Origin of the sequence: Rhizobium sp. PP-F2F-G48 (assembly GCF_004342335.1) — a bacterium.
Classification (GTDB): Bacteria; Pseudomonadota; Alphaproteobacteria; order Rhizobiales; family Rhizobiaceae; genus Ferranicluibacter.
The window spans coordinates 276,934-300,217 of record NZ_SLVH01000002.1 but is presented as its reverse complement, the minus strand read 5'-3'; the positions used below and the strand labels follow the sequence as shown (position 1 = coordinate 300,217).

Below are 23,284 nucleotides of genomic sequence, written 5' to 3'. Positions count from 1 at the left end.
AAGGCTTCCTGCAGGGCTGCAATCGATTTTGCGGGAGGGCGCTTGCCGTACTGTTCCTAACCCTCCGCACTTCGGCTAGAACCGGATCATGACCGCGACTCGACCCGACCAGACGCTTGACGACCTTAACCAGCCGAAACCCTGGTCGGGCATCAATGCCTATCGTTCCGATCCGCTGCTGACCGACGTCGCGAGCGGGCTGCCGAAGGCCTTGCGCGACGATTTCGACGGGCTCGGGCGCTACGTGACCTCGCCCGAAGCGCAGGATCTCGCCCGCATGGCCAACCAGGGCGTGCCGCAGCTGCGCACCCACGGGCCGCGCGGCGAGCGGCTGGATGTGGTGGATTTCCACCCTGCCTGGCACGCTTTGATGCGTCGGTCGATGACGGCGGGCCTGCATTCCTCGGTCTGGGAAAACATTCCCGACGAACGCGGCCATGCGCACAAGGCCCGCGCCATCCGCTTCTACCTGACCGCGCAGCTCGAAAGCGGACATCTCTGCCCGCTGACGATGACCAGTGCCTCTCTGGCCGCCATGGCCGCGACGCCGATGGTGCAGAAGGAATGGGCGCCGAAGATCCTGTCGCGCAAGTACGACGCCTCCAATCGCCCTTTCATGCAAAAATCCACCGTCACCGTCGGCATGGGCATGACGGAAAAGCAGGGCGGCACCGATGTCCGCGCCAACGTGTCCACCGCCGAGCGGGTGGGCGAGGGGATCTACCGGCTGTCCGGCCACAAATGGTTCATGTCCGCGCCGATGAGCGACGCCTTCGTCATGCTGGCCCAGACACGCGAAGGCCTCGGCTGCTTTCTCGTGCCGCGCCTTCTGGAAGACGGATCGGCCAATGGCCTCCGGTTCCAGCGGCTGAAAGACAAGCTCGGCAATCGCTCCAATGCCTCCTCCGAGGTCGAGTTTTCCGAAACCTTCGGCTTCATCCTGGGCGCCCCGGATGCCGGCATCACCACGATCCTCGACATGGTCACGCTGACGCGGCTCGATTGTGCCTTGTCCTCGGCGGGCATGATGCGGGCGAGCCTTGCCGAAGCCGTGCACCACACCCGCGGACGCTCCGTGCTCGGTCGCCCGCTGGTGGCGCAGCCGATGATGACGCGGGTGCTGGCCGACATGGCGCTGGACGTGGCCGCGGCCAGCGCGCTGTCCTTCCGCCTTGCCGACGCTTTCGACCGCGCCCGCGACAGTGCGGAAGAAGCGGCCTATGCCCGCATCATGACGCCGGTCGTCAAATACTGGGTGTGCAAGACGGCGCCGACCCTGATCGCCGAGGCGATGGAGTGCCTGGGCGGCAATGGCTATGTCGAGGAGCGCCCGATCGCGCGACATTACCGGGAAGCGCCGGTCAACGCGATCTGGGAGGGCTCCGGCAATGTGATGGCGCTCGACGTGCTGCGCGTCCTGAAGCGCGGGCGCGAGCTGTTCGAAGCGCTGTTCGAGATCATCGGCCGCGACCTCGGTCCCGCCGCGCGAAAGACCATCGACGTGCTGCGCGCCGCGATTCTGCTCTGCGAACGTGATGAAGGGGCGGCACGCCTGCTGGTCGAACAGCTGGCGCTCGCGGCCGCCGCGGCCGAACTCTACCGGCTCGGTGCCGGCCGGATCGCCGACGCCTTCATGGAATCCCGGCTTGCCGCCGGCTGGCGCTCGACCTATGGCATGCTCGATTCGCGTTTCGACAGCGCGATCATCGTCGATCTCCTCTATCCCGCCTCAAGCTGAAGCCTCCGCGCGACAGGCTCCCCAAGGCCTGCACCGTGCGCGGTCTCTTCACGCGATGCCAAGCCGTTAACCTTAACGAAAGGTTGACGTTGCCTCGTCAAGGTTAACGATCCATGTGTTGGTTATCGTAGCCGCACGGAGCCCGCATGATGCGCGCAGTCCTGACGTTCATTCCCATGTCGATCTTCGCAGCCGTCACGCTGGACGTGGCCATACCGGCGCTCGTCCTGCTCGTCTGCGTCGTCGCTGCGCGAGTGCTGGCCACGGTCGCTGCGTGGAAAGCCCGCGGCGCGGCATTCTTGAAGGGAGACCGGGCATGAAATGGCTTCTGATCTTGTGGGGTGGGCCCGTCCTGTTCCTGACGAGCTGGTACACGCTCTCCTACAACGACATCAATTTCGGGATCTTCATGCTCTCGCGCGAGGCGAACGATCTTGTGTTCCAGATCTACGGCAACGTGCTCGGTATCGACCCGAAGTCCATCCCGCCGCTCGTCGCCCGCGCCATGATCTTCGACAGCTTCATCGTCTTCGGCCTCGTCGCGCTCCGCAAGCGCAAGGCCATTCTCGCCTGGTACCGAAACCGCAGGGCTCAGTCGTCCACGGAGGCCGCAGCCCGTACAAGCGACGTCAGCCTGTCCAGCGCGCCCTGAAGAATGAAGGACGCGGCCGCCGAATCGATGCGCTCCGCCCGCTTGGCGCGGGAGACGTCCATCTCGATCAACGTCCGCTCGGCGGCCACCGTCGAAAGCCGCTCGTCCCAATAGACGAAGGGCAGGGCGGTCTTCTGCTCCATGTTGCGCACGAAAGCGCGCGTTGCCTGGGCGCGCGGCCCATGCGATCCATCCATGTTGACCGGCAGACCGATGATGAAGGCGGCGATCTTCTCCTTGTCGGCAAAGGCCAGCAGCACGTCCGCATCGATGGTGAACTTGACGCGCTTGATGACGGTTCTCGGCGTTGCCAGCCCCCGGCCAAGGTCCGAGACCGAAAGGCCGATGGTCTTCGTGCCGAGGTCGAGCCCGGCGACCGCGCCACGCGGCGGCAAAGCGTTCGCAAGTTCCTCGATGGTCATCACGCTCATGGAAATCCTCTCTGTCGGCCTTTGTCTTTGCCTGTCGATGTTCCATATGCTCCGCGGGCACCGATTTCACCAGCGCGGTTTTGTGCGCGGGTGGTCAGGGCGCGCCTGCACCCGATGACAGGAGATATGTCATGAAGATCAAATGGCTCGGCCATTCCGCTTTCCACATCGAAACCACAAAGGCCAAGATCCTGATCGACCCGTTCTTCACGGGCAACCCGTCCTTCGACGAATCGACCCGGAAGGACGCGGCCGCCGGCCTCGACTATATCCTGCTCACCCACGGCCATGGCGACCATGTGGGGGACACGATCGCGCTCGCCAAGGAAACCGGCGCGACCGTCGTCGCCAATGCGGATCTCGCGACATGGCTCGGCTCGCGGGGCGTCTCCGCGCTCGAAATGGGCAATACCGGCGGCACGATCCATCTCAAGGGGTTTTCCTCGACCTTCGTCAACGCCCTGCATTCCTCGGCTCAGATCACCGAGGACGGCGTTTCGCATTCGCTCGGCAATGCCAACGGCCTCGTGCTGCATTTCGACGATGCCCCGACGCTCTACCATATGGGCGACACCGACATCTTCTCGGACATGGCGCTGATCCAGGAACTGCACCAGCCCGATATCGGCCTCGTGCCGATCGGCGATCGCTTTACGATGGGCGGCGCCGTCGCCGCACTCGCCTGCCAGCGCTACTTCAAGTTCGCGACCGTGCTGCCCTGCCATTACGGCTCGTTCGCCATCGTCGATCAGACCCCGGACCTCTTCGTCGCCGCGATGGAGCCGGCCAGCACGAAGGTCGAAGTTCCCTCGGTTGGCGGCGTCGTCACGGTCTGATCCCGCCGGCAAGGCGGACTTGGCCCTAATCCCCCGTTGCGCGCATCCGTCGTGGTCAGTATAGCGGGGGATCGTTTCCCGTCAGGCCCGGAGTCCGCCATGTCCGTCGATCTCGCCACCGTCAAGCGCGTCGCGCATCTCGCCCGCATCGCCGTCAGCGAAGACGATGCCAACCGCATGACCGGCGAGCTGAATGCGATTCTCGGCTTCGTCGAACAGCTCGGCGAGGTCGATGTCTCCGGCGTCGAACCCATGACCTCCGTCACGCCGATGGCGATGAAGAAGCGCGAGGACGTCGTGACCGACGGCGACAAGGCCGACGACATCGTCGCCAATGCGCCGAATTCCGACCGGAACTTCTTCCTCGTGCCGAAGGTCGTCGAATAGACCGATCGTCCCGCGCCCGCACTGAAGACCGTTTCGCCCGTCTGTCGTTTTCCGAAAGTCCCGTCCGCCATGACCGAACTCACCCACCTCACCATCGCCGAAGCCCGCGACCGTCTGGCCGCCCGCGACATCACGGCCGTCGAACTGACCGACGCCTATCTCTCCGCCATCGACGCGGCGAACGAGGCTCTCAACGCCTATATCAAGGTGACGCCGGACAAGGCGCGCGCAATGGCCAAGGCCTCCGATGCGCGGCTGGCGGCCGGCAAGGCCGGCGCGCTGGAAGGCATCCCGCTCGGCATCAAGGACCTGTTCGGCACCGAGGGCGTGCACACGCAGGCCTGCAGCCACATTCTCGACGGGTTCGAGCCGCGCTACGAATCGACCGTCACCCAGAACCTCTGGAACGACGGCGCCGTCATGCTCGGCAAGCTCAACATGGACGAGTTCGCCATGGGCTCCTCCAACGAAAGCTCCTATTACGGCCCGGTGAAGAACCCCTGGCGCGCCAACGGCTCCAATGCCGATCTGGTGCCGGGCGGCTCGTCGGGGGGGTCGGCCGCAGCCGTTGCGGCGTTCCTCTGCGCCGGTGCCACCGCCACCGATACCGGCGGCTCGATCCGCCAGCCGGCGGCCTTTACCGGCACGGTCGGTATCAAGCCGACCTATGGCCGCTGCTCGCGCTGGGGCATCGTCGCGTTCGCCTCGTCACTGGATCAGGCCGGCCCGATCGCGCGCGACGTGCGCGATGCGGCGATCCTGCTGAAATCCATGGCGAGCGTCGATGCCAAGGACACGACCTCGGTCGATCTGCCGGTGCCGGATTACGAAAAAGCTCTGGGCGGTTCGCTCAAGGGCATGAAGATCGGCATTCCCGCTGAATATCGCGTCGAAGGCATGCCGGAAGAGATCGAAGCGCTCTGGCGCCAGGGCATCGCCTGGCTGAAGGACGCCGGTGCCGAGATCGTCGAGATCTCTCTGCCGCACACGAAATATGCGCTGCCGGCCTACTACATCGTCGCGCCGGCCGAGGCGTCCTCCAACCTCGCGCGTTATGATGGCGTGCGCTACGGCCTGCGCGTCGACGGCAAGGACATTGCCGACATGTATGAGCAGACACGCGCGGCCGGCTTCGGCCAGGAGGTCAAGCGCCGTATCATGATCGGCACCTATGTGCTCTCGGCCGGCTATTACGACGCCTATTACCTGCGCGCCCAGAAGGTCCGCACGCTGATCAAGCGCGACTTCGAGACAGCCTTCCACGCCGGCGTCGATGCGATCCTCACGCCGGCAACGCCGTCCTCCGCCTTCGGCATTGCCGACCAGGAGCTCGCGGCCGATCCGGTCAAGATGTACCTTAACGACATCTTCACCGTGACGGTCAACATGGCGGGCCTGCCGGGCATCGCCGTTCCCGCCGGCCTCGACGCCAAGGGCCTGCCCCTCGGCCTCCAGCTGATCGGCAAGCCGTTCGAGGAGGAAACGCTGTTCAAGACGGCGCATGTCATCGAGCAGGCCGCCGGACGCTTTTCGCCGTCGAAGTGGTGGTAACGAGCGAGCGCTGACGACGTCAGGGTGTGAGGCACCTGCCGTCCACGACATAGGGCAGCAGAGCGCGGTTCGCCATGAACCCGTTCTCCGGTCGGATGGGCGGCAGAGCGACAGGCGTGTCGGACGGGCAGGCGAGGGGCACCTCTGCGACCAAGAGGACGCGCGCAGCATCCTGTGAGGGATCGTACGTCATGTCCTGCTCGTAGCTGTTGCGCGGCGCGGTGCCCGTCGGCCGAGCCCGAACCGCGATCTCCGAACCGCGGAGGGTGTAGACGAGATCCGCGAGAACATCGCGGTTGTCCGCCACGATCGTCGTCAGCCCTTCCGCCCGGGCCTGCGCTGCCAGGGACAGGCTCAGCGCGCTGCGCCCGAGGTAGCGGTTGAGGATGGGCGGCTGCCCCGGCAGGTGCGTTTGCGGAAAGGCGCAGAGGAGAGGCAGCGCGAGGGCAACCGAACCGTTGACGGCGAGGCTGATCCGCAACCCTTTCTTCCAGTTTGCATCCAGATACGCAACCGCGAGAACCACGCCGGCCACATAGGCCGTTGCCGCCCAGTTCGCATAGGCGCGTGACATCAGCGCCTGCACGACGAGCAGGCCGACGATCGGCCATGAGAGGAGCGCGAGGTGGCGATCCGAAGGACCGGCGCGACCGCGCAGAACGAGACTCAGGGCAGCGATCATGGCTGCGAACACGACCGGGCCGACCACACCGAACTGCGCGGCGAGGAACTCCACCGCCCGATCGGCATGAAAATAAGGGCCGGTCCATCCGATATTGTCGGAGGTATGCCGGAAGGTCGCTCCGCCATGCCGCGCATTCCACAGGAGATTCGGCAGAACCGTCAGACACGCCACCAGCCCGGCGATGGCTGCATGCTGCCGGCGCATCCGCGCGTGCGGCATGACCACCGCGGCGAGGGCAGCCGTGGCCGGGAAATAGAGCATCGCGTATTTCGACAACAGACCGAGCCCGATCGCGAGGCCGAGCCCGATGGCCAGGGCGATACCCACGGCCGGGCGAGGTCCGTTGACCGGATCGTCGCTGGCTGCGGGCGTGCGCCTTCGCGCAGCGAGGTGGAGGCCCAAGCGGGCCGCGGCGAGGGCGGCGAGGGCGTAGAAGAAAAGCAGGATCGTATCGGTCGAGACGAACACCGAGGAGAGCGCGACCCCCGGCAGGGTGACGAAGCTTGCACCCGACCAGGCGGCGATCCGCGGCGAGCCCGTGACGGCCCTCGCAAAGGCCATGACGATCGCGGCCGTGGCCCCATGCACGAGGGGCGCGGAAAGCCGGATCCAGAAGCGACTGTCCGATCCCCCCAGCGCCGTCGTCAGGTGGATCACCCAGGCGATCATCGGCGGTTTCGAGAAATAGCCGAAGGCGAGATCGCGCGACCACATCCAGTATTGCGCCTCGTCGACGAAGAGGTCGGTCCGGTCGAAGGCCAGCAGCAGGACGCGATAGACCGTCAGCGCGACGATCAGGAGCATGGCGCGGTTCTGCGTCATCGAGTGTGGTGCATCAGGGCTTCAGGGCAAGCGCTTGCCCGGTCTCGTCGCGGTGACTGCGGTGGATGAGGACGATGTTGCGCGCATAGATCACCACGCCCATGGCCTGCCCGAGAATCAGCACGGGTTCGCGGCGATGGAGGCCGTAGGCAAGCAGCGTCAGGCCGCCGAACAGCGAGAACCACCAGAAGGCGTGCGGAATGACCGAGCGCTTCTCCTTCTCGGAACTCAGCCACTGGATGATGAAGCGCAGCGAGAACATGGTCTGCGCAAACAGACCCACGATCAGCCAAGCGAGATCCGTCGCGGAATCGATTCCAAAGAAGACAAGAATGTCATGCATGAAAGAGCGCCTTGTTCTTCGGGCTGTACGGTCTTGCGGCGCCGGATCAGCCAGGCGACGCCGACGAGATCATGGAGCCCGACCAGCGCGCGTTGCAGATTGGTGTAGTTCGAGGCCCCCGCATGGCGCGGTCGATGTGCAACATCGACATGGGCCAGCGTAAACCCCTGCGCGGCGACCAGCGCCGGCAGGTAGCGATGCATATGGTTGAAGAACGGCAGCGCCAGAAAGACGTCGCGCCGGAAGGCCTTGAGCCCGCAGCCGGTGTCCCGCGTGGCGTCGGAAAGGACGCGGGCGCGGATGCCGTTTGCAAGGCGCGACGCGACGCGCTTCGACAGCGTATCGGCCCGGTTCACGCGCTGTCCCGCCACCAGCCCCAACATCTCCGGGCGGCCGGGCACGAGAAAGGGTGCCAGAAGATGCGGGATTTCGGACGGAGGGTTCTGTCCGTCGCCGTCGAGCGTGCAGACGAGCGCCGCGCGGGCGGCCAGAACGCCGGAATGGACGGCCGCCGATTGCCCGCCCGAGCGGGCGTGCACGATGAGCCGCAGCCACGGGCGGCTCGCCATGGCGGCAAGGACTTGGGTCCGCGTCGCATCCGTCGAGCCGTCGTCCACGAAGATCGCCTCGAAGGCCATGTCGCGACAGGCGTGCTCGATTTCGGCCACGAGCAGACGCACATTCCCGGCCTCGTTCTTCATGGGAACGACGATGCTGGCGACCGGAGGCTGCGCAGAGGATGGGATGGCCCGCATGAACGTCTCGATATCGGCAATCACGGAAAAGCGACGCCGATCGGAATGACGGACGTTTTCAAAGGTCATATTAGGGTGGTTTCATAAAGCTTTTATGTCAGACGCGCGGTCCTTGAGTTCACCCGGAGCGCATGGCAAACTTGCAGGCTCGCGGAAAAGGGCCGCTTGCGGAGCAGAGGAATGCGATCGTGACGACGATCCGGGTCGCGCGGGAGGACGAGGCTTCGCTGCTGGCCGATATCGGGCTCGCGGCCTGGGAAAGCGCGATTGTCGGTGTCGATGCCGCCACAGCCGACAGCGTGTCCATGCAGGAAATTGCGCATTTCGCCTTTCTCGGCTTCGCACGAACGCGCTGGTACCGGATCCACGTTGCGGAAGTGGAGGGAATGGTGATCGGCTGGGCCGCCTGCGAACGACCGGACGGCACGATCACGGATTTCTGGATTCGTCCCGACTTTCAGCGGCAGGGAGTGGGGACCCGCCTGATGGATGCGCTTGAGGCCGAGATTCTCTCCGAGGGAACGGATGTCGCCGAGGCTGCGACCCACGTGGACAACGCGGCGGCACTCGGTTTCTTTGCCAAGCGCGGCTTTCGCGTCGCCTGGCTCTCGACGCGCTACGCCGCCCGGCTCGATCGCGATGTCGAGCAGATCGGTCTGAGGAAGTCGCTGATTATCACGGATGAGGGCGAGGACGGCGTCTACGGTGCCTCGGGCGCGGGCGCGTGATGGCGGTGAATGGCGGCGCGGCCGCGACCCTCTCGACGCTGCGAGCCTTGCAACGCCGGTATAGATGTTTTACCGAACGGGCTGTCCGCCTGCGAAAGAACCGAGAGCTGCCATGACCCTTGTCGACGTCCGTACCCCCGATCCGAAACGCTTCATCCCCGGCGCCACTGGCGATTGGGAAGTGATCGTCGGCATGGAGGTGCACGCCCAGGTCACGAGCAATTCAAAACTCTTTTCGGGCGCGTCCACGACCTTCGGCAATGCGGCCAACGCAAACGTCTCGCTGGTCGATGCGGCCATGCCGGGCATGCTGCCTGTGATCAACGAGGAATGCGTTCGCCAGGCGGTCCGCACCGGCCTCGGCCTGAAGGCGCAGATCAACCATCGTTCGATCTTCGACCGGAAGAACTATTTCTATCCCGACCTGCCGCAGGGCTACCAGATCTCGCAGTTCAAGGATCCGATCGTCGGCGAAGGCAAGATCGTCATCTCGCTCGGCCCCGACCGCCAGGGCAATTTCGAGGACATCGAAATCGGCATCGAGCGCCTGCATCTCGAGCAGGACGCCGGCAAGTCGATGCACGACCAGCATCCGACGATGTCCTATGTCGATCTCAACCGCTCGGGCGTTGCGCTGATGGAGATCGTGTCGAAGCCCGACATGCGCTCGTCCGACGAGGCGAAGGCCTATATGACGAAGCTGCGCTCGATCGTGCGCTATCTCGGCACCTGCGACGGCAACATGGACGAAGGCTCCATGCGCGCCGACGTCAACGTCTCCGTGCGCCGTCCCGGCGCCGCATTCGGCACGCGCTGCGAGATCAAGAACGTCAACTCCATCCGTTTCATCGGTCAGTCGATCGAATACGAAGCGCGTCGCCAGATCGCGATTCTCGAGGACGGCGGCAAGATCGACCAGGAGACACGCCTGTTCGACCCGAACAAGGGCGAGACGCGCTCCATGCGCTCCAAGGAAGATGCGCATGATTACCGCTACTTCCCCGACCCGGATCTTCTGCCGCTCGAATTCGACGAGGCCTTCGTCGCCGCACTGAGGGTCGATCTGCCGGAACTGCCGGACGACAAGAAGGAACGCTTCGTGCGCGATCTCGGCCTGTCGATCTATGACGCCTCCGTTCTGGTGTCGGAAAAGGCGATTGCCGACTATTTCGAAGCCGTCGCCGCGGGCCGCGACGGCAAGGCGGCGGCCAACTGGGTGATCAACGACCTGCTGGGCGCCTTGAACAAAGCCGGCAAAGGCATTGAAGAGACTCCGGTTTCCCCGGCTCAGCTCGGCGGCATTCTCGATCTCATCAAGTCCGAGGTCATTTCCGGCAAGCTCGCCAAGGAATTGTTCGAGATCGTCTTTGCCGAGGGCGGCGACCCGGCCGAGATCGTCGAGGCCCGCGGCATGAAGCAGGTCACCGACACGGGTGCGATCGAAAAGGCGGTGGACGAGATCATCGCCGCCAACCCGGATCAGGTGGCCAAGGTTCAGGCCAAGCCCTCGCTCGCCGGCTGGTTCGTCGGCCAGGTGATGAAGTCCACCGGCGGCAAGGCGAACCCGCAGGCCGTGCAGGCGCTGGTCAAGGCGAAGCTCGGGCTTGAGGAATAGCCATGTTCTTCGTCCGCACCGCCACGGAGCGCGACCTCGCCGCGATCAGCGCGCTTCTGGGCGAGACGGCGCATGCGACCTATGACGCCCGCTATGGGGCCGACAAGGTGGCGGAGATGACGGCCAAGTGGCACGCGGTCGCGGCGCTGAAGGCAAATCTCGCGCGCAAGAACAGCGAGTTCGTGGTGGCCGACGACGGCAAGCGTATCGGCGGAATGGCCTATGCGTCGATGTCGCCGACGCTGCACGAGACCGCCGTCCTCCACCAGCTCTACGTCCTGCCGGCGTTCCAGCGTCAGGGGATCGCGCGCGATCTCTTCGCCGAACTCGAAACCTGCTTTCCCTATGCCGGGCACATGCGGGTGGAGGTCGTCAGCGACAATGTCCCCGCCATCGCCTTCTACGAAGCCCATGGCTTTACCGAGATCGGTGCGGGTCCAAAGGACTGGGGCATGCCGACGGTGGAGATGGAAAAGGTGCTGGCCGACGCCCGGTAGGCTGCAAACACACCCGTGCGGCCACGCCCGCAGGCTGGACAAGACCGGCCCGGCAGGCCATAAGCAGAAGCAATGATAAGGCATCCGCGCACGGCTTTCGTGTGCCGGTCCAAGGACGGTTCGATGAAGACTTTTCTGCAGATTTTCACCTGGTGGAACGGCTCGACGATCGGGACCCGGTTCCACACCTGGCGCTTTGGCAAGAAGGTCGGGCAGGACGAGCTCGGTAACACCTATTACGAAGGCGGCAAGGATTCCGAAGGCCGCACCCGCCGCTGGGTGATGTATAACGGCTATGCCGAGGCGACGGCGATCCCGCCGGGCTGGCACGGCTGGATGCACCACCGCACGGACGTTTCCCCGGCCGACGAGACGTACGCTGCCCGCGAATGGCAGAAGCCGCACCGCGTCAACATGACCGGCACGTCGCAGGCCTATCGCCCGCCGGGTTCGCTGGCCAAGGCCGGCGAGCGCCCGCGCGTGACCGGCGACTACGACGCCTGGACTCCGCGTTCGTAAGGCATCAGCGGTTCCGGCCATCGTTTCGGACGCATCATCTCGCGGCCATGATTGTCATCTAGACCCAGCCGCGAGGCGAAGCCCGCGCAGCCGGCGCGGCGACAGCCTGCCCGCAGAGGCTCTACCGGCGGCGCCGGCTGCGCGACAAAACCGGGCATTCCGGATGCCGACGGGGTCGGAGACTGAAATCGCAGTGAACAGGAAGATCCGCACCGTGTCGATGAACCGCAAAGTCGCGATCTGCCGCAAGTCTCCCAGCCGCGCGCGCCTGTCGCTCCTCGTCGCCGCGTCTGTTCTCGCCGTGACGGCATTGCCGACGCAAGCTGCGCGACTGGCCAACCCTGTGGCCGTCTTCTCGGGCATCGACAAGATCACCGGCCGTATCACCACGTTCGACGTCTATATCGGCGAGACCGTTCAATTCGGCGCGCTACAGGTCACGCCGCGGGTCTGCTACAGCCGCGATGATACGGAAGCTCAGAAGACGACGTCCTTCGTCGAGGTCGAGGAAATCACCCTCGACCGGAAGATCCGTCGCATCTTCACCGGCTGGATGTTTGCGGACAGCCCCGGCCTCAACGCCGTCGAGCATCCGGTCTATGACGTCTGGCTGCAAAGCTGCAAAGCCAAGTCCGACCTGCCGCCGCCGGACAGTGCGTCGAACACGCAATAGCGGTCTCCGATCGAACCGCAGCGGTACTCTGCTTCCAGCGTAGATCATCGAAACGTTCGCGCGCGTCAAAACCGCGCGTGTGGCCGCGCGACGGCCTTGGCGAGCCTGTCGGCATAATCGGCCTTCGGCACATCGATCGCGCCGAACGTCTTCAGGTGTTCCGTGGTGAACTGGGTGTCGAGCAGGATGAAGCCGCGCGTGCGCAGATGCTCGACAAGGTGGACGAGACACATCTTGGAGGCGTCTGTCCGGCGGGAAAACATGCTCTCGCCAAAGAAAGCCGCACCGAGCGACACGCCGTAGAGCCCGCCGACGAGATCGTCCCCGTCCCACGCCTCGACCGAATGGGCATGACCCTTCCCGTGCAGGGCGGTGTAGAGGCCGCGGATGGTGCCGTTGATCCAGGTGGTCGGTCGATCCGGTGCCGGAGCGGCGCAGCCCTGCATGACCGCTTCGAACGCGGTGTTGCGGCGGATCGTGAAGGACGAGCGTCGCATCGCCTTGGCAAGGCTGCGAGGCACATGGAAATCATCGAGCGGGATGACGCCGCGGATTTCGGGTTCGACCCAGAAGATTTCGGGATCGTCGGCCGAATCGGCCATGGGGAAAAGGCCGATCGAATAGGCACGCAGCAGAAGCTCGGGTGTGATGTCCGGTTGCTTGGCGCGGCTGCCTCTCATGCTCTGCCTTTGCTTGCCGCCTCTCCCTCCGCTGCCTGAGAAGGACCTTTGCGAAACCGGGCGACGCATAGAGAAGGCCGGAGCGCTGCGCCCGCAAGGGGCAATCGGCAGCGCTCCGGTGCGATATCACTCCGCCGGCTGGGCGAGATAGTGTTCCAGCCAGTGAATGTCGTAGTCGCCGTTGGCGATGTCCTGATTGTTGATCAGGTCCTGAAACAGCGGAAGCGTCGTCTTGATCCCGTCGATGACGAATTCGTCAAGCACCCGTCGCAGGCGCATCATGCATTCGACGCGGGTGCGTCCATGCACGATCAGCTTGCCGATCAGGCTGTCGTAATAGGGGGGGATCTTGTAGCCCTGATAGGCGCCCGAATCGACGCGAACGCCAAGACCGCCGGGGGCATGGAAATGCGTGATCGTGCCGGGCGAGGGCACGAACGTGCGCGGATCCTCGGCATTGATCCGGCACTCGATGGCATGGCCCTGGAAAACGATCTCGTCCTGCGTCACGGACAGACCGGCGCCGGAGGCGACGCGGATCTGTTCGTGCACGAGATCGATGCCGGTGATCGCCTCCGTGATCGGATGCTCCACCTGCAGGCGCGTGTTCATCTCGATGAAATAGAACTCGCCGTTTTCGTACAGGAACTCGACTGTGCCCGCGCCGCGATATTTCAGCTTGCGCATGGCATCGGCGCAGATTTCGCCGATCTTCATGCGCTGCTCGACGTTGAGCGCGGGCGAATTGGCTTCTTCCCAGACCTTCTGGTGGCGTCGCTGCAGCGAGCAGTCGCGCTCGCCGAGATGGATGGCATTGCCCTCGCCATCGCCGACGACCTGGATCTCGATATGGCGCGGCTTGCCGAGGTATTTTTCCATGTAGACGGCATCGTTGCCGAAGGCGGCTGCGGCCTCCGAGCGGGCCGTCGACACGGCCTCCTCGACTTCGTCCTCGTTGCGCGCGACCTTCATGCCGCGACCACCGCCACCGGCGGTCGCCTTGATCAGCACGGGAAAGCCGATTTCGCGAGCGATCTCGAGCGCATTTTCGGGCCGCACTTCGCCGGTCGAGCCGGGCACGACGGGGATGCCGAGTGCCTTGGCCGTTTCCTTGGCGGTGATCTTGTCGCCCATGATGCGGATATGATCGGCGGTCGGCCCGATGAAGGTGATGCCGTGTGCATCGAGAATATCCGCGAACTTCGCGTTCTCGGACAGAAAACCGTAGCCGGGATGGACGGCATCCGCGCCGGTGATCTCGCAGGCCGCGACGATCTGGTGGATGTTCAGATAGCTGTCGCGCGAGGGCGGCGGGCCGATGCAGACGCTTTCATCCGCCAGGCGCACATGCATGGCGTCGGCGTCGGCCGTGGAGTGCACGGCAACGGTTGCGATACCGAGTTCCTTGCAGGCGCGAAGGACACGGAGCGCGATTTCGCCGCGATTGGCGATGAGAACCTTGGAGATGAGGGGCATGGGCTTACTCGATGACCACGAGCGCTTCGCCGTATTCGACCGGCGCGCCGTCTTCCACGAGGATCTCGACGACCTTGCCGGACCGCGGCGCAGGGATCTGGTTCATCGTCTTCATGGCTTCGATGATCAGGACCGTCTGGCCCTCCTTTACCGTGGCGCCGATCTCGATGAAGGGACGCGAGCCGGGCGCCGGCGACAGATAGGCGGTACCGACCATCGGCGCCGTCAGCGCGTTCTTGGAGATGCGGGCGGCGGTATCCGGCGCGGCAGCCGACGCCGCGACCGCGACGGGCGCGGCAGCCGGAATCGGGGCGGAGACGTATTGCGGCGTGCCGGCGCGCGAGACGCGGATACGCAGGTCTTCCTGCTCGATCTCGATCTCGGTCAGGTCGGTCTCGTTCAGGATATTGGCGAGATCGCGGATCAGTGCCTGATCGATGCCGGTCTTCTTGTCAGCCATGAGAGCCTCTTGTTCTTTTTATTTCGATGTATGAAGGAGCGTATTTAGCGCATTGAGCGCCAGAATGTAACTGTGCGCGCCGAACCCGCAGATGACGCCTTTCGCTGCCGGAGCAAGCAGGGATTTGTGGCGAAATTCCTCGCGGGCGTGGACATTCGACAGATGAAGCTCGACCACGGGAATGCCGATGGCGCGCGTGGCATCGTGAAGGGCCACTGAGGTGTGGGTATAGGCACCGGCATTGACCGCGATGCCGGCGGCACTGCCGGAGGCTTCGTGAAACCAGTCGATCAGCAGGCCTTCATGGTTGGTCTGGCGGAAATCGATCGTCAGGCCTAGCTTGCGGCCCTCTTCGAGGCACATCGCTTCGATATCGGCGAGCGTCTGGCCGCCATAGATGCCGGGCTCGCGCTTGCCCAACAGATTGAGATTGGGACCGTTCAGGACGAAAATCGTTGGCATATCACAAGCATCCTCGCGTCGTGCCGAAAGCTATAGACGGTTGGGCTACCGAAAAAAAGTCTTTTGGGCCCGGCGCAAGGCTGCTGGAGCCCTGCGCCGGCCTTGTCCACAAGGCAGGCGTCTCCCGTCAGCAGGCCGTCTTGCCGCAGCTGCGCATATTGGCGATCTTGGCGGCCAGTTCGTCGGCGCCGACAGCCCCGAAGATCGCCTCGTTGCCGATGATGTAGGAGGGCGTGCCGGTGACGCCGAGCGCGTTGGCGAGCGTGTAGGATTCCCGCACCTCGTCGTCCTGGCTCGGATCCACCATCTTGGCCCGGATGTCGGCTTCCTTCACGCCGAGGCGTTCGGCCACGGCGATGGCCGTCTCCTCCGTCGCGCGGTCTTCGCCGCCGAGGAGCGCGGTGTGGAAATCGCCGTATTTCTCCGGCGCCAGCTTGCGGAAGGCCGAGCTGACACGATGCGCGTCGAGCGATTCCTGACCGAGGATCGGCAGTTCTTTCAGGACAAAGCGGACGTTCTTGTCGGCCTCGAGGATTGCCTGCATGTCCGGCAGGGCGCGTTTGCAGTAGCCGCAATTGTAGTCGTAAAACTCGACGACGGTGACGTCGCCCTTGGGATTGCCGAGCGACACATCATATTTCGAGTTGAAGATCGTGTCCTTGTTGGCCGTAATCGCCGATTCGGCCACCTGCTGCGCCTTGGAAGCCTGCTTTGCCTTCAGTGCTTCCTGAACCTCCAGCATGATCTCGGGATTGGCCACCAGATACTCGCGGATGAAGGCGCCGAATTCCGCTTTCTCCTTGTCGTCCAGCGCCATGGCAGGGGCCGTGAAGACGCAGGTGGTGGAGACGAGCAGGAGCGATGCGGCGATCAGTCGGCGTACGGAAATGGTCATGCGGTCCTCGCTGATATGGCGCTGCCGACATCGGGAAATGCCGGCTTTCTCTCTCCGTGCGATAGCACATGGAAAGCCGGGGGGACAAGAAAAGGTCGAGGCGAGACGTCTTGTCGGTGCCTTGTCTGTGCCTTGCCGGGTGCCTTGCCGAGGCCTTGTTGCCTCCTCGGCGATCCCGGCTCTTGTGAAGCCCGCTCGGTTGGGGCAATCCATCTGACGATTAAAGACCGCCCGACTGTCTCGACGTGTACACATTACATGCGGCTCGGGTCGATGAAGGCAACGAGGATCCCGCCATGACCACGCTTTCCCACCGTAGCGCCGTGGAGCCCTTCCACGCCATGGACATTCTGGCGGAAGCGACCCGGCGGCGCGATGCGGGCTTCCCCGTGATCTCCATGGCGGTCGGGCAGCCGAGCCATCCCGCTCCGAAGGCGGCACTGCAGGCGGCGCGCGCGGCCCTCGAGCACGGGCGGCTCGGCTATACGGATGCGCTCGGCACCCTGTCTTTGCGCACGGCGATCGCAGAGCACTATCGGCGGCACTACGATGTCTCGGTCGATCCCCGGCGCATCGCCGTCACCACCGGATCGTCGGCCGGCTTCAATCTTGCCTTTCTGGCTCTGTTCGATCCGGGCGACCGCGTCGCGATCGCGCGGCCGGGCTATCCGGCCTACCGCAACATCCTTGCGGCACTGGGCCTCGACGTCGTCGAGGTCGATGCCGACGCCTCGAACGGGTTCACGCTAACGCCGCAGGGGCTGGCAGAGGCCGAAAAGCGGGCCGGAGGGCCGATCCGTGGCGTGCTGCTGGCAAGCCCGGCCAACCCGACCGGCACGGTGACAGGTCGCGCGCAACTGCAGGCGCTTGCCGATTACTGTGCCGACAAGGACATCGCCTTCATCTCCGACGAGATCTATCACGGCCTCACCTTCGTCGGCGAAGAGACGACGGCGCTGGCCGTGACGGATGCCGCCGTGGTGATCAACTCCTTCTCGAAATATTACTGCATGACCGGATGGCGGATCGGCTGGATGGTGCTGCCGGAGGACAAGGTGCGCGGCTTCGAGCGCATCGCCCAGAGCCTCTACATCTCGCCGCCGGAACTCTCCCAGATCGCGGCAGAAGCCGCGTTGGGCGCATCCGCCGAACTGGAGGTCTATAAGGAAAGCTACGCCGTCAACCGCGCGCTTCTCCTGAAGCGCCTGCCGGAACTCGGCTTCACCATCGCCTCGCCGATGGATGGCGCCTTCTATGCCTATGTCGATGCCGGCCGCTTCACCAATGACAGCATGGCCTTCGCCCACCGCATGCTGGCCGAGATCGATGTGGCAGCCACACCCGGCCGTGACTTCGATCCCATCGAAGGGCATCGGGCCATGCGGTTCTCCTATGCCGGTGCGCCGGCCGATATCGAGACAGCGATCGAGCGCATGGCCGGTTGGCTGAAAAGCTAGGACTGGCAACAGTTTCCGGGCGGATGCTGACTCGGATTGGAAGGCGCTTGATTCGATGTCTGAGGCCCGCTCGCCGGGCCGCGGACCCTGACAGCCACCACCGTCCCTTCAACGAAAAAGGCCAGCCGGATCGCTCCGGCTGGCCTTTCGTGTTTGTTCGTAACGTCAGCGGATCATAGGAAACCGCGCTTCTGCCACCAGCCACCCTTCTTGGGCTTCTGCTCTTCGGCCGTCTCGTCGGTCGATGCTGCCGACGAGCGGACCAGCGGCTCGCTGGCGATCGTCTCGATGTTGCGGTTGTTGCGAGCAGGCCTGTCGTCCGAGGTCTTGTCGTCCGGGATCTCCGGCGGTGCTTCGACAGGGCTTTCGTCAGCGGTTTCCACTGCCACATGGGCCTCGTCGCTCTCGCCGAGAGACGCGGACGCCTCTTCGGTGCGGGCCTCTTCAGAGGCGGGGGCCGTTTCGCTTGCGACGGCATCCGGTGCAGCTTCGACGGCAGCCTGGGCTGCCGCGTCAGTCGAACCTTCGGCCGCTACGGGCTGCACGACGACATCCGTCACCAGATCCTGTGGCGAGCGGCGGCGACGGCTGCGCTTGGGAGCGGCCGGCGCTTCGCGGCGATCATCGGTTTCAGCAACCGCGTCGTCGGCCAGGACGTCGGCTTCCGCCGCGATGGCCTGGTCTTCGACCGCATCTTCTTCCGTGTCACCTGCATCGTTGACAGCATCGGCGAGCGCGAGGGCGTCGGTGCTGGCACCGGCATCGCCGGCATCCGCCATTGCAGCTTCGTCCGAACCGGTTTCGATCTCGCCATCCTTGTTGCGGCGACCACCGCGCTTGCCCCGACGGCGGCGCTTGCGCTTCTGGCGATCTTCGCCGCTTGCGCCCTCGGTCTGATCCGCGGACACGGCATCATCGGCCTCGTCCTCGTCGTCACCCTCGTCGGCGTCCTCGTCGGATGCGACATCGGAGCCTGCAGCGTCGGCCGACGCATCGGCATCGCCATCACGCCCGCCACGACGGCGACGACGACGCTTGCGCTTGCGCCCGTTCTGGTCGTCGCCGGTCTCGCGCTCGGCACGGTCCGGACGCTCGGCCTTTTCGGGCTTCGCCTCGACCAGCAGTTCCTCGTCGTCCTCGATATCGTCTTCGATGACGATATCGTCGTCCTCGTCTTCGATGGGGGCCTCGAACTGCAGGATCTGATCGATCTTGACCGGGTTCTCGACGGCCTCGCCGCGATCGATCGCAAAGTGCAGCGCGCCGACATGCGCATCCGCTTCCACCACGATAGCGACACCGAAGCGGGCCTCGAAATCGGTGATCGTCGAGCGCTTGTAGTTGAGCAGGTAGAGCGCGATCTCCGGCGTCGCACGAACGGTGATGTCATGCGTCGTGTTCTTGAGGAGATATTCCTCGACGCCGCGCAGGACATGCAGGGCAACGGAGGACTGCGAGCGGACGACACCGGTACCGGCGCAATGCGCGCAGACCTGCGTGGTCGATTCGAGAACCGAAGCGCGGATGCGCTGGCGCGACATTTCCAGAAGGCCGAAATGCGAGATGCGGCCGACCTGGATGCGGGCGCGATCGTTCTTCAGGTGATCCTTCAGACGCTTTTCGACCGAACGGTTGTTGCGCTTCTCCTCCATGTCGATGAAGTCGACCACCACGAGACCGGCAAGGTCGCGCAGGCGAAGCTGGCGGGCAACCTCTTCGGCGGCTTCCAGGTTCGTCTGGAGCGCGGTGTCCTCGATCGAGTGCTCGCGCGTCGAACGGCCCGAGTTGACGTCGATCGCGACCAGCGCTTCCGTCTGGTTGATGATGATGTAGCCACCGGACTTCAACGTGACCTGCGGCTGCAGCATGCGATCGAGCTGCGCTTCGATGCCGGAGCGCGAGAAGATCGGATGCACGTCGCGATAAGGCTGAACCACCTTGGCGTGGCTCGGCATCAGCATCTTCATGAAGGCCTTCGCTTCGCGGTAGCCTTCTTCGCCGGAAACGACGATCTCGCTGATGTCCTTGTTGTAGAGGTCGCGGATCGACCGCTTGATCAACGAGCCTTCCTCATAGACGAGGCAGGGTGCGGTGGAGGCAAGCGTCAGCGTCCGGACGTTTTCCCAGAGACGCATCAGATACTCGAAGTCGCGCTTGACCTCGACCTTGGTGCGGTTGGCACCGGCCGTGCGCAGGATGACGCCCATGCCCTGGGGAACGTCGAGCGCGCGGGCAATCTCCTTCAGGCGCTTGCGGTCCGGAAGGTTGGTGATCTTGCGGGAAATGCCACCGCCACGCGCCGTGTTCGGCATCAGAACCGAGTAGCGGCCGGCCAGCGACAGATAGGTGGTGAGCGCCGCGCCCTTGTTGCCGCGTTCTTCCTTGGCCACCTGAACGAGCAGGATCTGGCGACGCTTGATGACTTCCTGGATGCGGTACTGCTTGCGCGGACGGCGTTCCTTGCGGTCCGGCACTTCTTCCATCGCATCTTCGGCACCGACCGATTCGATGACTTCCTTTTCTTCGTGATGACCGTCGTCATCGTCGTCGTCATGCCCGCGGCGGCGGCTGGGCGCCTCGGAAATCGTATCGGCATCGACCATCGCGGCCATTTCGCCGTTCGGGCCGCGGCCTTCGTCGGTCTCGTCCGAGGTCGAATCGTCGGACGTCGCTGTGCTCTCGGCCGTGGCTTCCGCCTCGGCGGCTTCGGCAGCGATCGCCTTCTTGGAGCGGCGGGCGCGCTTCGGCTTTGCCTTAGGTGCTTCTTCGGCGACGGCCTGTTCGGCAGCCGTCTCGCTTGCCGCGATGCCTTCGACGGCCTCGGCGGCAGCGCCATCGGCGACGTCCGTATCCGTTGGCGCAGCAAGGGCTTCGACCGGCGTCTCGGCTTCGGCTGCGGCCTCGACGGCGGTTGCGGGCGAGAGATCGTCCGCGACGCTGACGACCTCGTCTTCCGACGCATCGTCATCGGAGTCGAGATCCGTACCGGTCTCGACATGCTCGATATCGTCGTCGCGGCGGGCGTCTTCGGCCTCGGCGCGCAGAAGAGCCTGACGGTCTGCCAGCGGGATCTGGTAGTAGTCGGGGTGGATTTCGGCGAAGGCCAGGAAGCCGTGGCGATTGCCGCCGTAATCGACGAATGCGGCCTGGAGCGAAGGTTCGACGCGCGTGACCTTCGCCAGGTAGATGTTGCCGCGAATCTGTTTCTTGTGTTCCGACTCGAAGTCGAATTCTTCTATGCGGTTGCCACGTACGACAACGACCCGCGTCTCCTCAGCGTGAGACGCATCGATAAGCATTTTCTCTGCCATGTAGGTTGTGCTCCTCGGCGTGAGCGTGACAGGGCAGGAAAAGGACGTCCCGGAGGCGGTCCCCCACACAGGTCACGGCGTTCGCCGGATAGATAAATTCCCGATGGGTACCAGACATGGGCAAACAGCCGGACGACAGAGGCAAGCGTTCCGTTTCCGGCGCTTTCCGCTTCTGACCGATCCTGCTGCGTCGACATGAGATACCAAACAAGGAATGCCAAAGTCATAGGCCTTGTGGCCCGATGAGTGTGCCCCTTGCGGGGCGTGGTGTCAGACACCGTATCTTCCGGCCACCGCCGGATTGTTCTCGATTCGGAATGCGATGAAAAGTGAAGCGACGGCGGATGAAACACGCTTGCTGCGAGGACATGACAGCCGGAAGCGCGTAGTCCGCTACCCGATCATGCTCTGGCGCCAGGGTTACTCCCTTGGCTGCCCGGTCGTGGAATCTATCCCGTCAACACTTTTTACCTCTGCAACGTTTATGGTTTTCATGTCACAATGGCAAGAGAAAAGCCCTTCCGCCTTAATATTGATGGATTTGCTTGTCTCGTTTTGACGCAGCGGCGTCGCGCCATTCGAGGGCGGCGCGGGCGTGCAATCCCGGCGGTAAGTTTTGATTAACCTTCGTGCGGCAAGGATGCGGATCGGTCGCGTTGCATCGGCCTCCCGTCCAGGTTTTGCCGGGATGCAGCATGGGCTGGATGGGCTGCGCGCGCGCGACCTTGACGAGAGATCCGGGAGGATGATTTTGGCGGTGACGTCACGGCAGGAAACGGCGACGATGACGAGGACGGCGAAAGCCGGCGCCGATCGGCAAGCCCGTCCGCGCATGGCATCGTCCCTGCTGTCGCTCTCTCGCCTGTCACCGCTGCTGGTCGGCGTCGTCCTGATCCTGGGCGTTGCCGGGCCCGTTCGCGCGGAGCCTGTCACGGGGCAGGGGCCGCTTCTCGCCTACGGCATGCGCATCGCAGGTGACGACGCCCGGACCCGCGTCGTCGTCGACTTCGACCGCAAGCCGGACATCTTCGTCCATTACGTCGACAATCCGCCCCGCGTCATCGTCGATCTTCCGGAAACCTCTTTCGGCGTCAAACCGGAGGACGCGCAGGCGAGGGGTCTTTTCAAGGACATTCGCTTCGGCGCCATGGGCGCCAGCAGCGCCCGCATCGTCCTCACGGCAACGAAGCCGGTCGAGATCACCGTCGCGGACGTGAAGACCGATGATGGCGGCAAGAGCTTCCGCTTGGTTCTGGATGCCGAGCGGATCGACAAAAAGCGCTTCGCCCAGCTTCTGACCGAACAGACATGGACCGGCAGCGTCGCATTGACGAAGGCGGCGCGGGTCGATGAACCGGCCCCGGCCCCCGGCGCGTTCGTTATTGCTGTCGATGCCGGCCATGGTGGTATCGATACCGGCGCCGTCGGCGTCGATACCAAGATGGAGGAGAAAGCGGTGACGCTCGCCTTCGCCAGGGAGCTCGCGGAAACGCTCAACCGCGAACCCGGCATCCGGGCCGTGCTGACGCGCGACGACGACGAGTTCCTTTCGCTTTCGGAGCGCGTGCTGATTGCCCGTCAGAAACAGGCAAAGCTTTTCATTTCGCTGCATGCCGACACGCTGAAGCAGCACGATATCCGCGGCGCCACCGTCTACACGATCTCGGACAAGGCTTCCGACCATCTGGCGGCAAGTCTGGCGGAACGCGAGAACCTGTCGGACCAGCTGGCCGGCGTGCCGCTGGCGGACGAGCCGGCCGAGGTCGCGGATATCCTCATCGACCTGACGCGCCGGGAAACCCAGGCCTTCTCCGTCAATCTCGCCCGCTCGATCATCACGTCCTTCGAGGGGCAGATCAACCTGATCAACAATCCCCACCGCTTCGCGGGCTTCCAGGTGCTGCGGGCGGCGGATGTGCCGTCCATCCTGCTCGAACTCGGCTTCATGTCGAACAAGGAGGACGAGAAGCTGCTGGTCGATCCGGCCTGGCGCAAGAAGGTATCCGAGCGCATCGCTGCCGCCGTGCGGCGTTATCGCGGCGGCGCCCTGGCCGACGGCGGCTGACCGCTCCGGGCACAGCGCGCTTCCAAATGACCCTTGGACACCGGAAGCCACCTGAAAATTCAGGACGACTGACAGAATTTCGTGTCGCCCGGGCCACAGACGCGGTGGCTTCCGCATGGGGAACAGGGTAAACTCGGCCAGGAGCCCTATTTTCCTCACATTCCCGTCGCTATCCCCTAGGGGGAATTTGACGATATGGGAATCGCGGGCAGGGTCGTGAGCGTCTGTCGGCGGAAGCCCGCAGAT

Annotated in this window: 23 protein-coding genes; 13 read left to right on the top strand and 10 right to left on the bottom strand. The window is 64.4% G+C overall.

Annotated features, from left to right (window positions below; translation table 11 throughout):
* The first annotated feature begins 85 nt into the window (after positions 1-85).
* The 3 genes from C8J36_RS06060 (at position 86) to C8J36_RS06055 (ending at position 2,390) form a co-directional block, all read left to right on the top strand.
* Positions 86-1,738 (top strand): acyl-CoA dehydrogenase family protein, encoded by a 1,653-nt coding sequence (locus tag C8J36_RS06060; RefSeq protein WP_207897462.1) that lies wholly within the window; start codon positions 86-88, stop codon positions 1,736-1,738.
* A 146-nt stretch (positions 1,739-1,884) separates the two neighbouring features.
* Positions 1,885-2,058: a hypothetical protein gene (locus C8J36_RS24785; protein WP_156468205.1), complete on the top strand. Its 174-nt coding sequence runs from the start codon at positions 1,885-1,887 to the stop codon at positions 2,056-2,058.
* Positions 2,055-2,390, top strand: a complete 336-nt coding sequence (locus C8J36_RS06055; protein ID WP_132533412.1) for a DUF6105 family protein — start codon at positions 2,055-2,057, stop codon at positions 2,388-2,390. Before C8J36_RS24785 ends, C8J36_RS06055 begins: the two co-directional genes overlap by 4 nt.
* Here the strand turns inward: C8J36_RS06055 and ruvX are convergent.
* Positions 2,330-2,821: a Holliday junction resolvase RuvX gene (gene ruvX / locus C8J36_RS06050; RefSeq protein ID WP_132533411.1), complete on the bottom strand. Its 492-nt coding sequence runs from the start codon at positions 2,819-2,821 to the stop codon at positions 2,330-2,332. The genes C8J36_RS06055 and ruvX overlap by 61 nt on opposite strands.
* Positions 2,822-2,952: 131 nt before the next feature.
* Between ruvX and C8J36_RS06045 the strand changes: the two genes are divergently transcribed.
* The 3 genes from C8J36_RS06045 (at position 2,953) to gatA (ending at position 5,595) form a co-directional block, all read left to right on the top strand.
* Complete coding sequence (locus C8J36_RS06045) at positions 2,953-3,657, top strand: metal-dependent hydrolase (protein ID WP_132533409.1); 705 nt, start codon at positions 2,953-2,955, stop codon at positions 3,655-3,657.
* 99 nt (positions 3,658-3,756) lie between these two features.
* Positions 3,757-4,044, top strand: coding sequence for an Asp-tRNA(Asn)/Glu-tRNA(Gln) amidotransferase subunit GatC (gatC, locus tag C8J36_RS06040; RefSeq protein ID WP_062468338.1), 288 nt, complete (start codon positions 3,757-3,759; stop codon positions 4,042-4,044).
* Between the two features lie 69 nt (positions 4,045-4,113).
* Entirely contained in the window at positions 4,114-5,595 is a 1,482-nt protein-coding gene (gatA, locus tag C8J36_RS06035) for an Asp-tRNA(Asn)/Glu-tRNA(Gln) amidotransferase subunit GatA (protein WP_132533407.1), read from the top strand.
* Positions 5,596-5,614: 19 nt separating this feature from the next.
* Here the strand turns inward: gatA and C8J36_RS06030 are convergent, their stop codons facing one another.
* Genes C8J36_RS06030 through C8J36_RS06020 form a run of 3 tightly spaced genes read right to left on the bottom strand, consistent with a single transcriptional unit; the run spans position 5,615 to position 8,200 of the window.
* Positions 5,615-7,102, bottom strand: coding sequence for a glycosyltransferase family 39 protein (locus C8J36_RS06030; RefSeq protein WP_132533405.1), 1,488 nt, complete (start codon positions 7,100-7,102; stop codon positions 5,615-5,617).
* A gap of 13 nt (positions 7,103-7,115) precedes the next feature.
* On the bottom strand, positions 7,116-7,445 hold the full coding sequence (locus C8J36_RS06025) for a lipid-A-disaccharide synthase N-terminal domain-containing protein (RefSeq protein WP_062596609.1): 330 nt from the start codon (positions 7,443-7,445) through the stop codon (positions 7,116-7,118).
* A complete protein-coding gene (locus C8J36_RS06020; protein ID WP_132533929.1) occupies positions 7,388-8,200 on the bottom strand; it encodes a glycosyltransferase in 813 nt (270 codons plus the stop codon). The genes C8J36_RS06025 and C8J36_RS06020 overlap by 58 nt, the downstream gene beginning before the upstream one ends.
* A gap of 188 nt (positions 8,201-8,388) precedes the next feature.
* Here C8J36_RS06020 and C8J36_RS06015 point away from each other — a divergent pair, with 188 nt between their 5' ends.
* The 5 genes from C8J36_RS06015 (at position 8,389) to C8J36_RS05995 (ending at position 12,232) form a co-directional block, all read left to right on the top strand.
* Positions 8,389-8,928, top strand: a complete 540-nt coding sequence (locus tag C8J36_RS06015) for a GNAT family N-acetyltransferase (protein ID WP_132533403.1) — start codon at positions 8,389-8,391, stop codon at positions 8,926-8,928.
* A gap of 112 nt (positions 8,929-9,040) precedes the next feature.
* Positions 9,041-10,543: an Asp-tRNA(Asn)/Glu-tRNA(Gln) amidotransferase subunit GatB gene (gene gatB / locus C8J36_RS06010; protein ID WP_132533401.1), complete on the top strand. Its 1,503-nt coding sequence runs from the start codon at positions 9,041-9,043 to the stop codon at positions 10,541-10,543.
* A gap of 2 nt (positions 10,544-10,545) precedes the next feature.
* Entirely contained in the window at positions 10,546-11,040 is a 495-nt protein-coding gene (locus C8J36_RS06005) for a GNAT family N-acetyltransferase (protein WP_132533399.1), read from the top strand.
* Between the two features lie 123 nt (positions 11,041-11,163).
* A complete protein-coding gene (locus C8J36_RS06000; RefSeq protein WP_132533397.1) occupies positions 11,164-11,559 on the top strand; it encodes an NADH:ubiquinone oxidoreductase subunit NDUFA12 in 396 nt (131 codons plus the stop codon).
* Between the two features lie 220 nt (positions 11,560-11,779).
* Positions 11,780-12,232 (top strand): DUF2155 domain-containing protein, encoded by a 453-nt coding sequence (locus C8J36_RS05995; protein ID WP_132533927.1) that lies wholly within the window; start codon positions 11,780-11,782, stop codon positions 12,230-12,232.
* Between the two features lie 65 nt (positions 12,233-12,297).
* Here the strand turns inward: C8J36_RS05995 and aat are convergent, their stop codons facing one another.
* The 5 genes from aat to C8J36_RS05970 form a co-directional block, all read right to left on the bottom strand.
* Positions 12,298-12,912, bottom strand: a complete 615-nt coding sequence (gene aat / locus C8J36_RS05990) for a leucyl/phenylalanyl-tRNA--protein transferase (RefSeq protein WP_062596604.1) — start codon at positions 12,910-12,912, stop codon at positions 12,298-12,300.
* A 126-nt stretch (positions 12,913-13,038) separates the two neighbouring features.
* Positions 13,039-14,388 (bottom strand): acetyl-CoA carboxylase biotin carboxylase subunit, encoded by a 1,350-nt coding sequence (gene accC, locus C8J36_RS05985; protein ID WP_062596603.1) that lies wholly within the window; start codon positions 14,386-14,388, stop codon positions 13,039-13,041.
* A gap of 4 nt (positions 14,389-14,392) precedes the next feature.
* Positions 14,393-14,848, bottom strand: a complete 456-nt coding sequence (gene accB, locus C8J36_RS05980; RefSeq protein ID WP_062596602.1) for an acetyl-CoA carboxylase biotin carboxyl carrier protein — start codon at positions 14,846-14,848, stop codon at positions 14,393-14,395.
* Positions 14,849-14,866: 18 nt separating this feature from the next.
* Positions 14,867-15,310, bottom strand: a complete 444-nt coding sequence (gene aroQ / locus C8J36_RS05975) for a type II 3-dehydroquinate dehydratase (protein WP_062596601.1) — start codon at positions 15,308-15,310, stop codon at positions 14,867-14,869.
* Between the two features lie 127 nt (positions 15,311-15,437).
* The gene (locus C8J36_RS05970; RefSeq protein ID WP_062596600.1) at positions 15,438-16,205 is read right to left on the bottom strand and encodes a DsbA family protein; all 768 of its coding nucleotides are present in this window, start codon (positions 16,203-16,205) and stop codon (positions 15,438-15,440) included.
* A gap of 296 nt (positions 16,206-16,501) precedes the next feature.
* Between C8J36_RS05970 and C8J36_RS05965 the strand changes: the two genes are divergently transcribed.
* Entirely contained in the window at positions 16,502-17,662 is a 1,161-nt protein-coding gene (locus tag C8J36_RS05965) for an aminotransferase class I/II-fold pyridoxal phosphate-dependent enzyme (RefSeq protein ID WP_132533395.1), read from the top strand.
* Positions 17,663-17,835: 173 nt separating this feature from the next.
* Here the strand turns inward: C8J36_RS05965 and C8J36_RS05960 are convergent, their stop codons facing one another.
* Positions 17,836-20,973, bottom strand: a complete 3,138-nt coding sequence (locus tag C8J36_RS05960; RefSeq protein WP_165914967.1) for a ribonuclease E/G — start codon at positions 20,971-20,973, stop codon at positions 17,836-17,838.
* Positions 20,974-21,805: 832 nt separating this feature from the next.
* Between C8J36_RS05960 and C8J36_RS05955 the strand changes: the two genes are divergently transcribed.
* The gene (locus tag C8J36_RS05955) at positions 21,806-23,038 is read left to right on the top strand and encodes an N-acetylmuramoyl-L-alanine amidase (RefSeq protein WP_132533923.1); all 1,233 of its coding nucleotides are present in this window, start codon (positions 21,806-21,808) and stop codon (positions 23,036-23,038) included.
* Positions 23,039-23,284: the final 246 nt, after the last annotated feature.

Bases quoted from the DNA above. Each gene is read 5' to 3' on its own strand.
- C8J36_RS24785 (WP_156468205.1), top strand. From the start codon at position 1,885: ATGATGCGCGCAGTCCTGACGTTCATTCCCATGTCGATCTTCGCAGCC.
- C8J36_RS06055 (WP_132533412.1), top strand. From the start codon at position 2,055: ATGAAATGGCTTCTGATCTTGTGGGGTGGGCCCGTCCTGTTCCTGACG.
- ruvX (WP_132533411.1), bottom strand. From the start codon at position 2,821: ATGAGCGTGATGACCATCGAGGAACTTGCGAACGCTTTGCCGCCGCGT.
- C8J36_RS06045 (WP_132533409.1), top strand. From the start codon at position 2,953: ATGAAGATCAAATGGCTCGGCCATTCCGCTTTCCACATCGAAACCACA.
- gatC (WP_062468338.1), top strand. From the start codon at position 3,757: ATGTCCGTCGATCTCGCCACCGTCAAGCGCGTCGCGCATCTCGCCCGC.
- gatA (WP_132533407.1), top strand. From the start codon at position 4,114: ATGACCGAACTCACCCACCTCACCATCGCCGAAGCCCGCGACCGTCTG.
- C8J36_RS06030 (WP_132533405.1), bottom strand. From the start codon at position 7,102: ATGACGCAGAACCGCGCCATGCTCCTGATCGTCGCGCTGACGGTCTAT.
- C8J36_RS06025 (WP_062596609.1), bottom strand. From the start codon at position 7,445: ATGCATGACATTCTTGTCTTCTTTGGAATCGATTCCGCGACGGATCTC.
- C8J36_RS06020 (WP_132533929.1), bottom strand. From the start codon at position 8,200: ATGCGGGCCATCCCATCCTCTGCGCAGCCTCCGGTCGCCAGCATCGTC.
- gatB (WP_132533401.1), top strand. From the start codon at position 9,041: ATGACCCTTGTCGACGTCCGTACCCCCGATCCGAAACGCTTCATCCCC.
- C8J36_RS06005 (WP_132533399.1), top strand. From the start codon at position 10,546: ATGTTCTTCGTCCGCACCGCCACGGAGCGCGACCTCGCCGCGATCAGC.
- C8J36_RS06000 (WP_132533397.1), top strand. From the start codon at position 11,164: ATGAAGACTTTTCTGCAGATTTTCACCTGGTGGAACGGCTCGACGATC.
- C8J36_RS05995 (WP_132533927.1), top strand. From the start codon at position 11,780: ATGAACCGCAAAGTCGCGATCTGCCGCAAGTCTCCCAGCCGCGCGCGC.
- aat (WP_062596604.1), bottom strand. From the start codon at position 12,912: ATGAGAGGCAGCCGCGCCAAGCAACCGGACATCACACCCGAGCTTCTG.
- accC (WP_062596603.1), bottom strand. From the start codon at position 14,388: ATGCCCCTCATCTCCAAGGTTCTCATCGCCAATCGCGGCGAAATCGCG.
- accB (WP_062596602.1), bottom strand. From the start codon at position 14,848: ATGGCTGACAAGAAGACCGGCATCGATCAGGCACTGATCCGCGATCTC.
- aroQ (WP_062596601.1), bottom strand. From the start codon at position 15,310: ATGCCAACGATTTTCGTCCTGAACGGTCCCAATCTCAATCTGTTGGGC.
- C8J36_RS05970 (WP_062596600.1), bottom strand. From the start codon at position 16,205: ATGACCATTTCCGTACGCCGACTGATCGCCGCATCGCTCCTGCTCGTC.
- C8J36_RS05965 (WP_132533395.1), top strand. From the start codon at position 16,502: ATGACCACGCTTTCCCACCGTAGCGCCGTGGAGCCCTTCCACGCCATG.
- C8J36_RS05960 (WP_165914967.1), bottom strand. From the start codon at position 20,973: ATGGCAGAGAAAATGCTTATCGATGCGTCTCACGCTGAGGAGACGCGG.
- C8J36_RS05955 (WP_132533923.1), top strand. From the start codon at position 21,806: ATGGCATCGTCCCTGCTGTCGCTCTCTCGCCTGTCACCGCTGCTGGTC.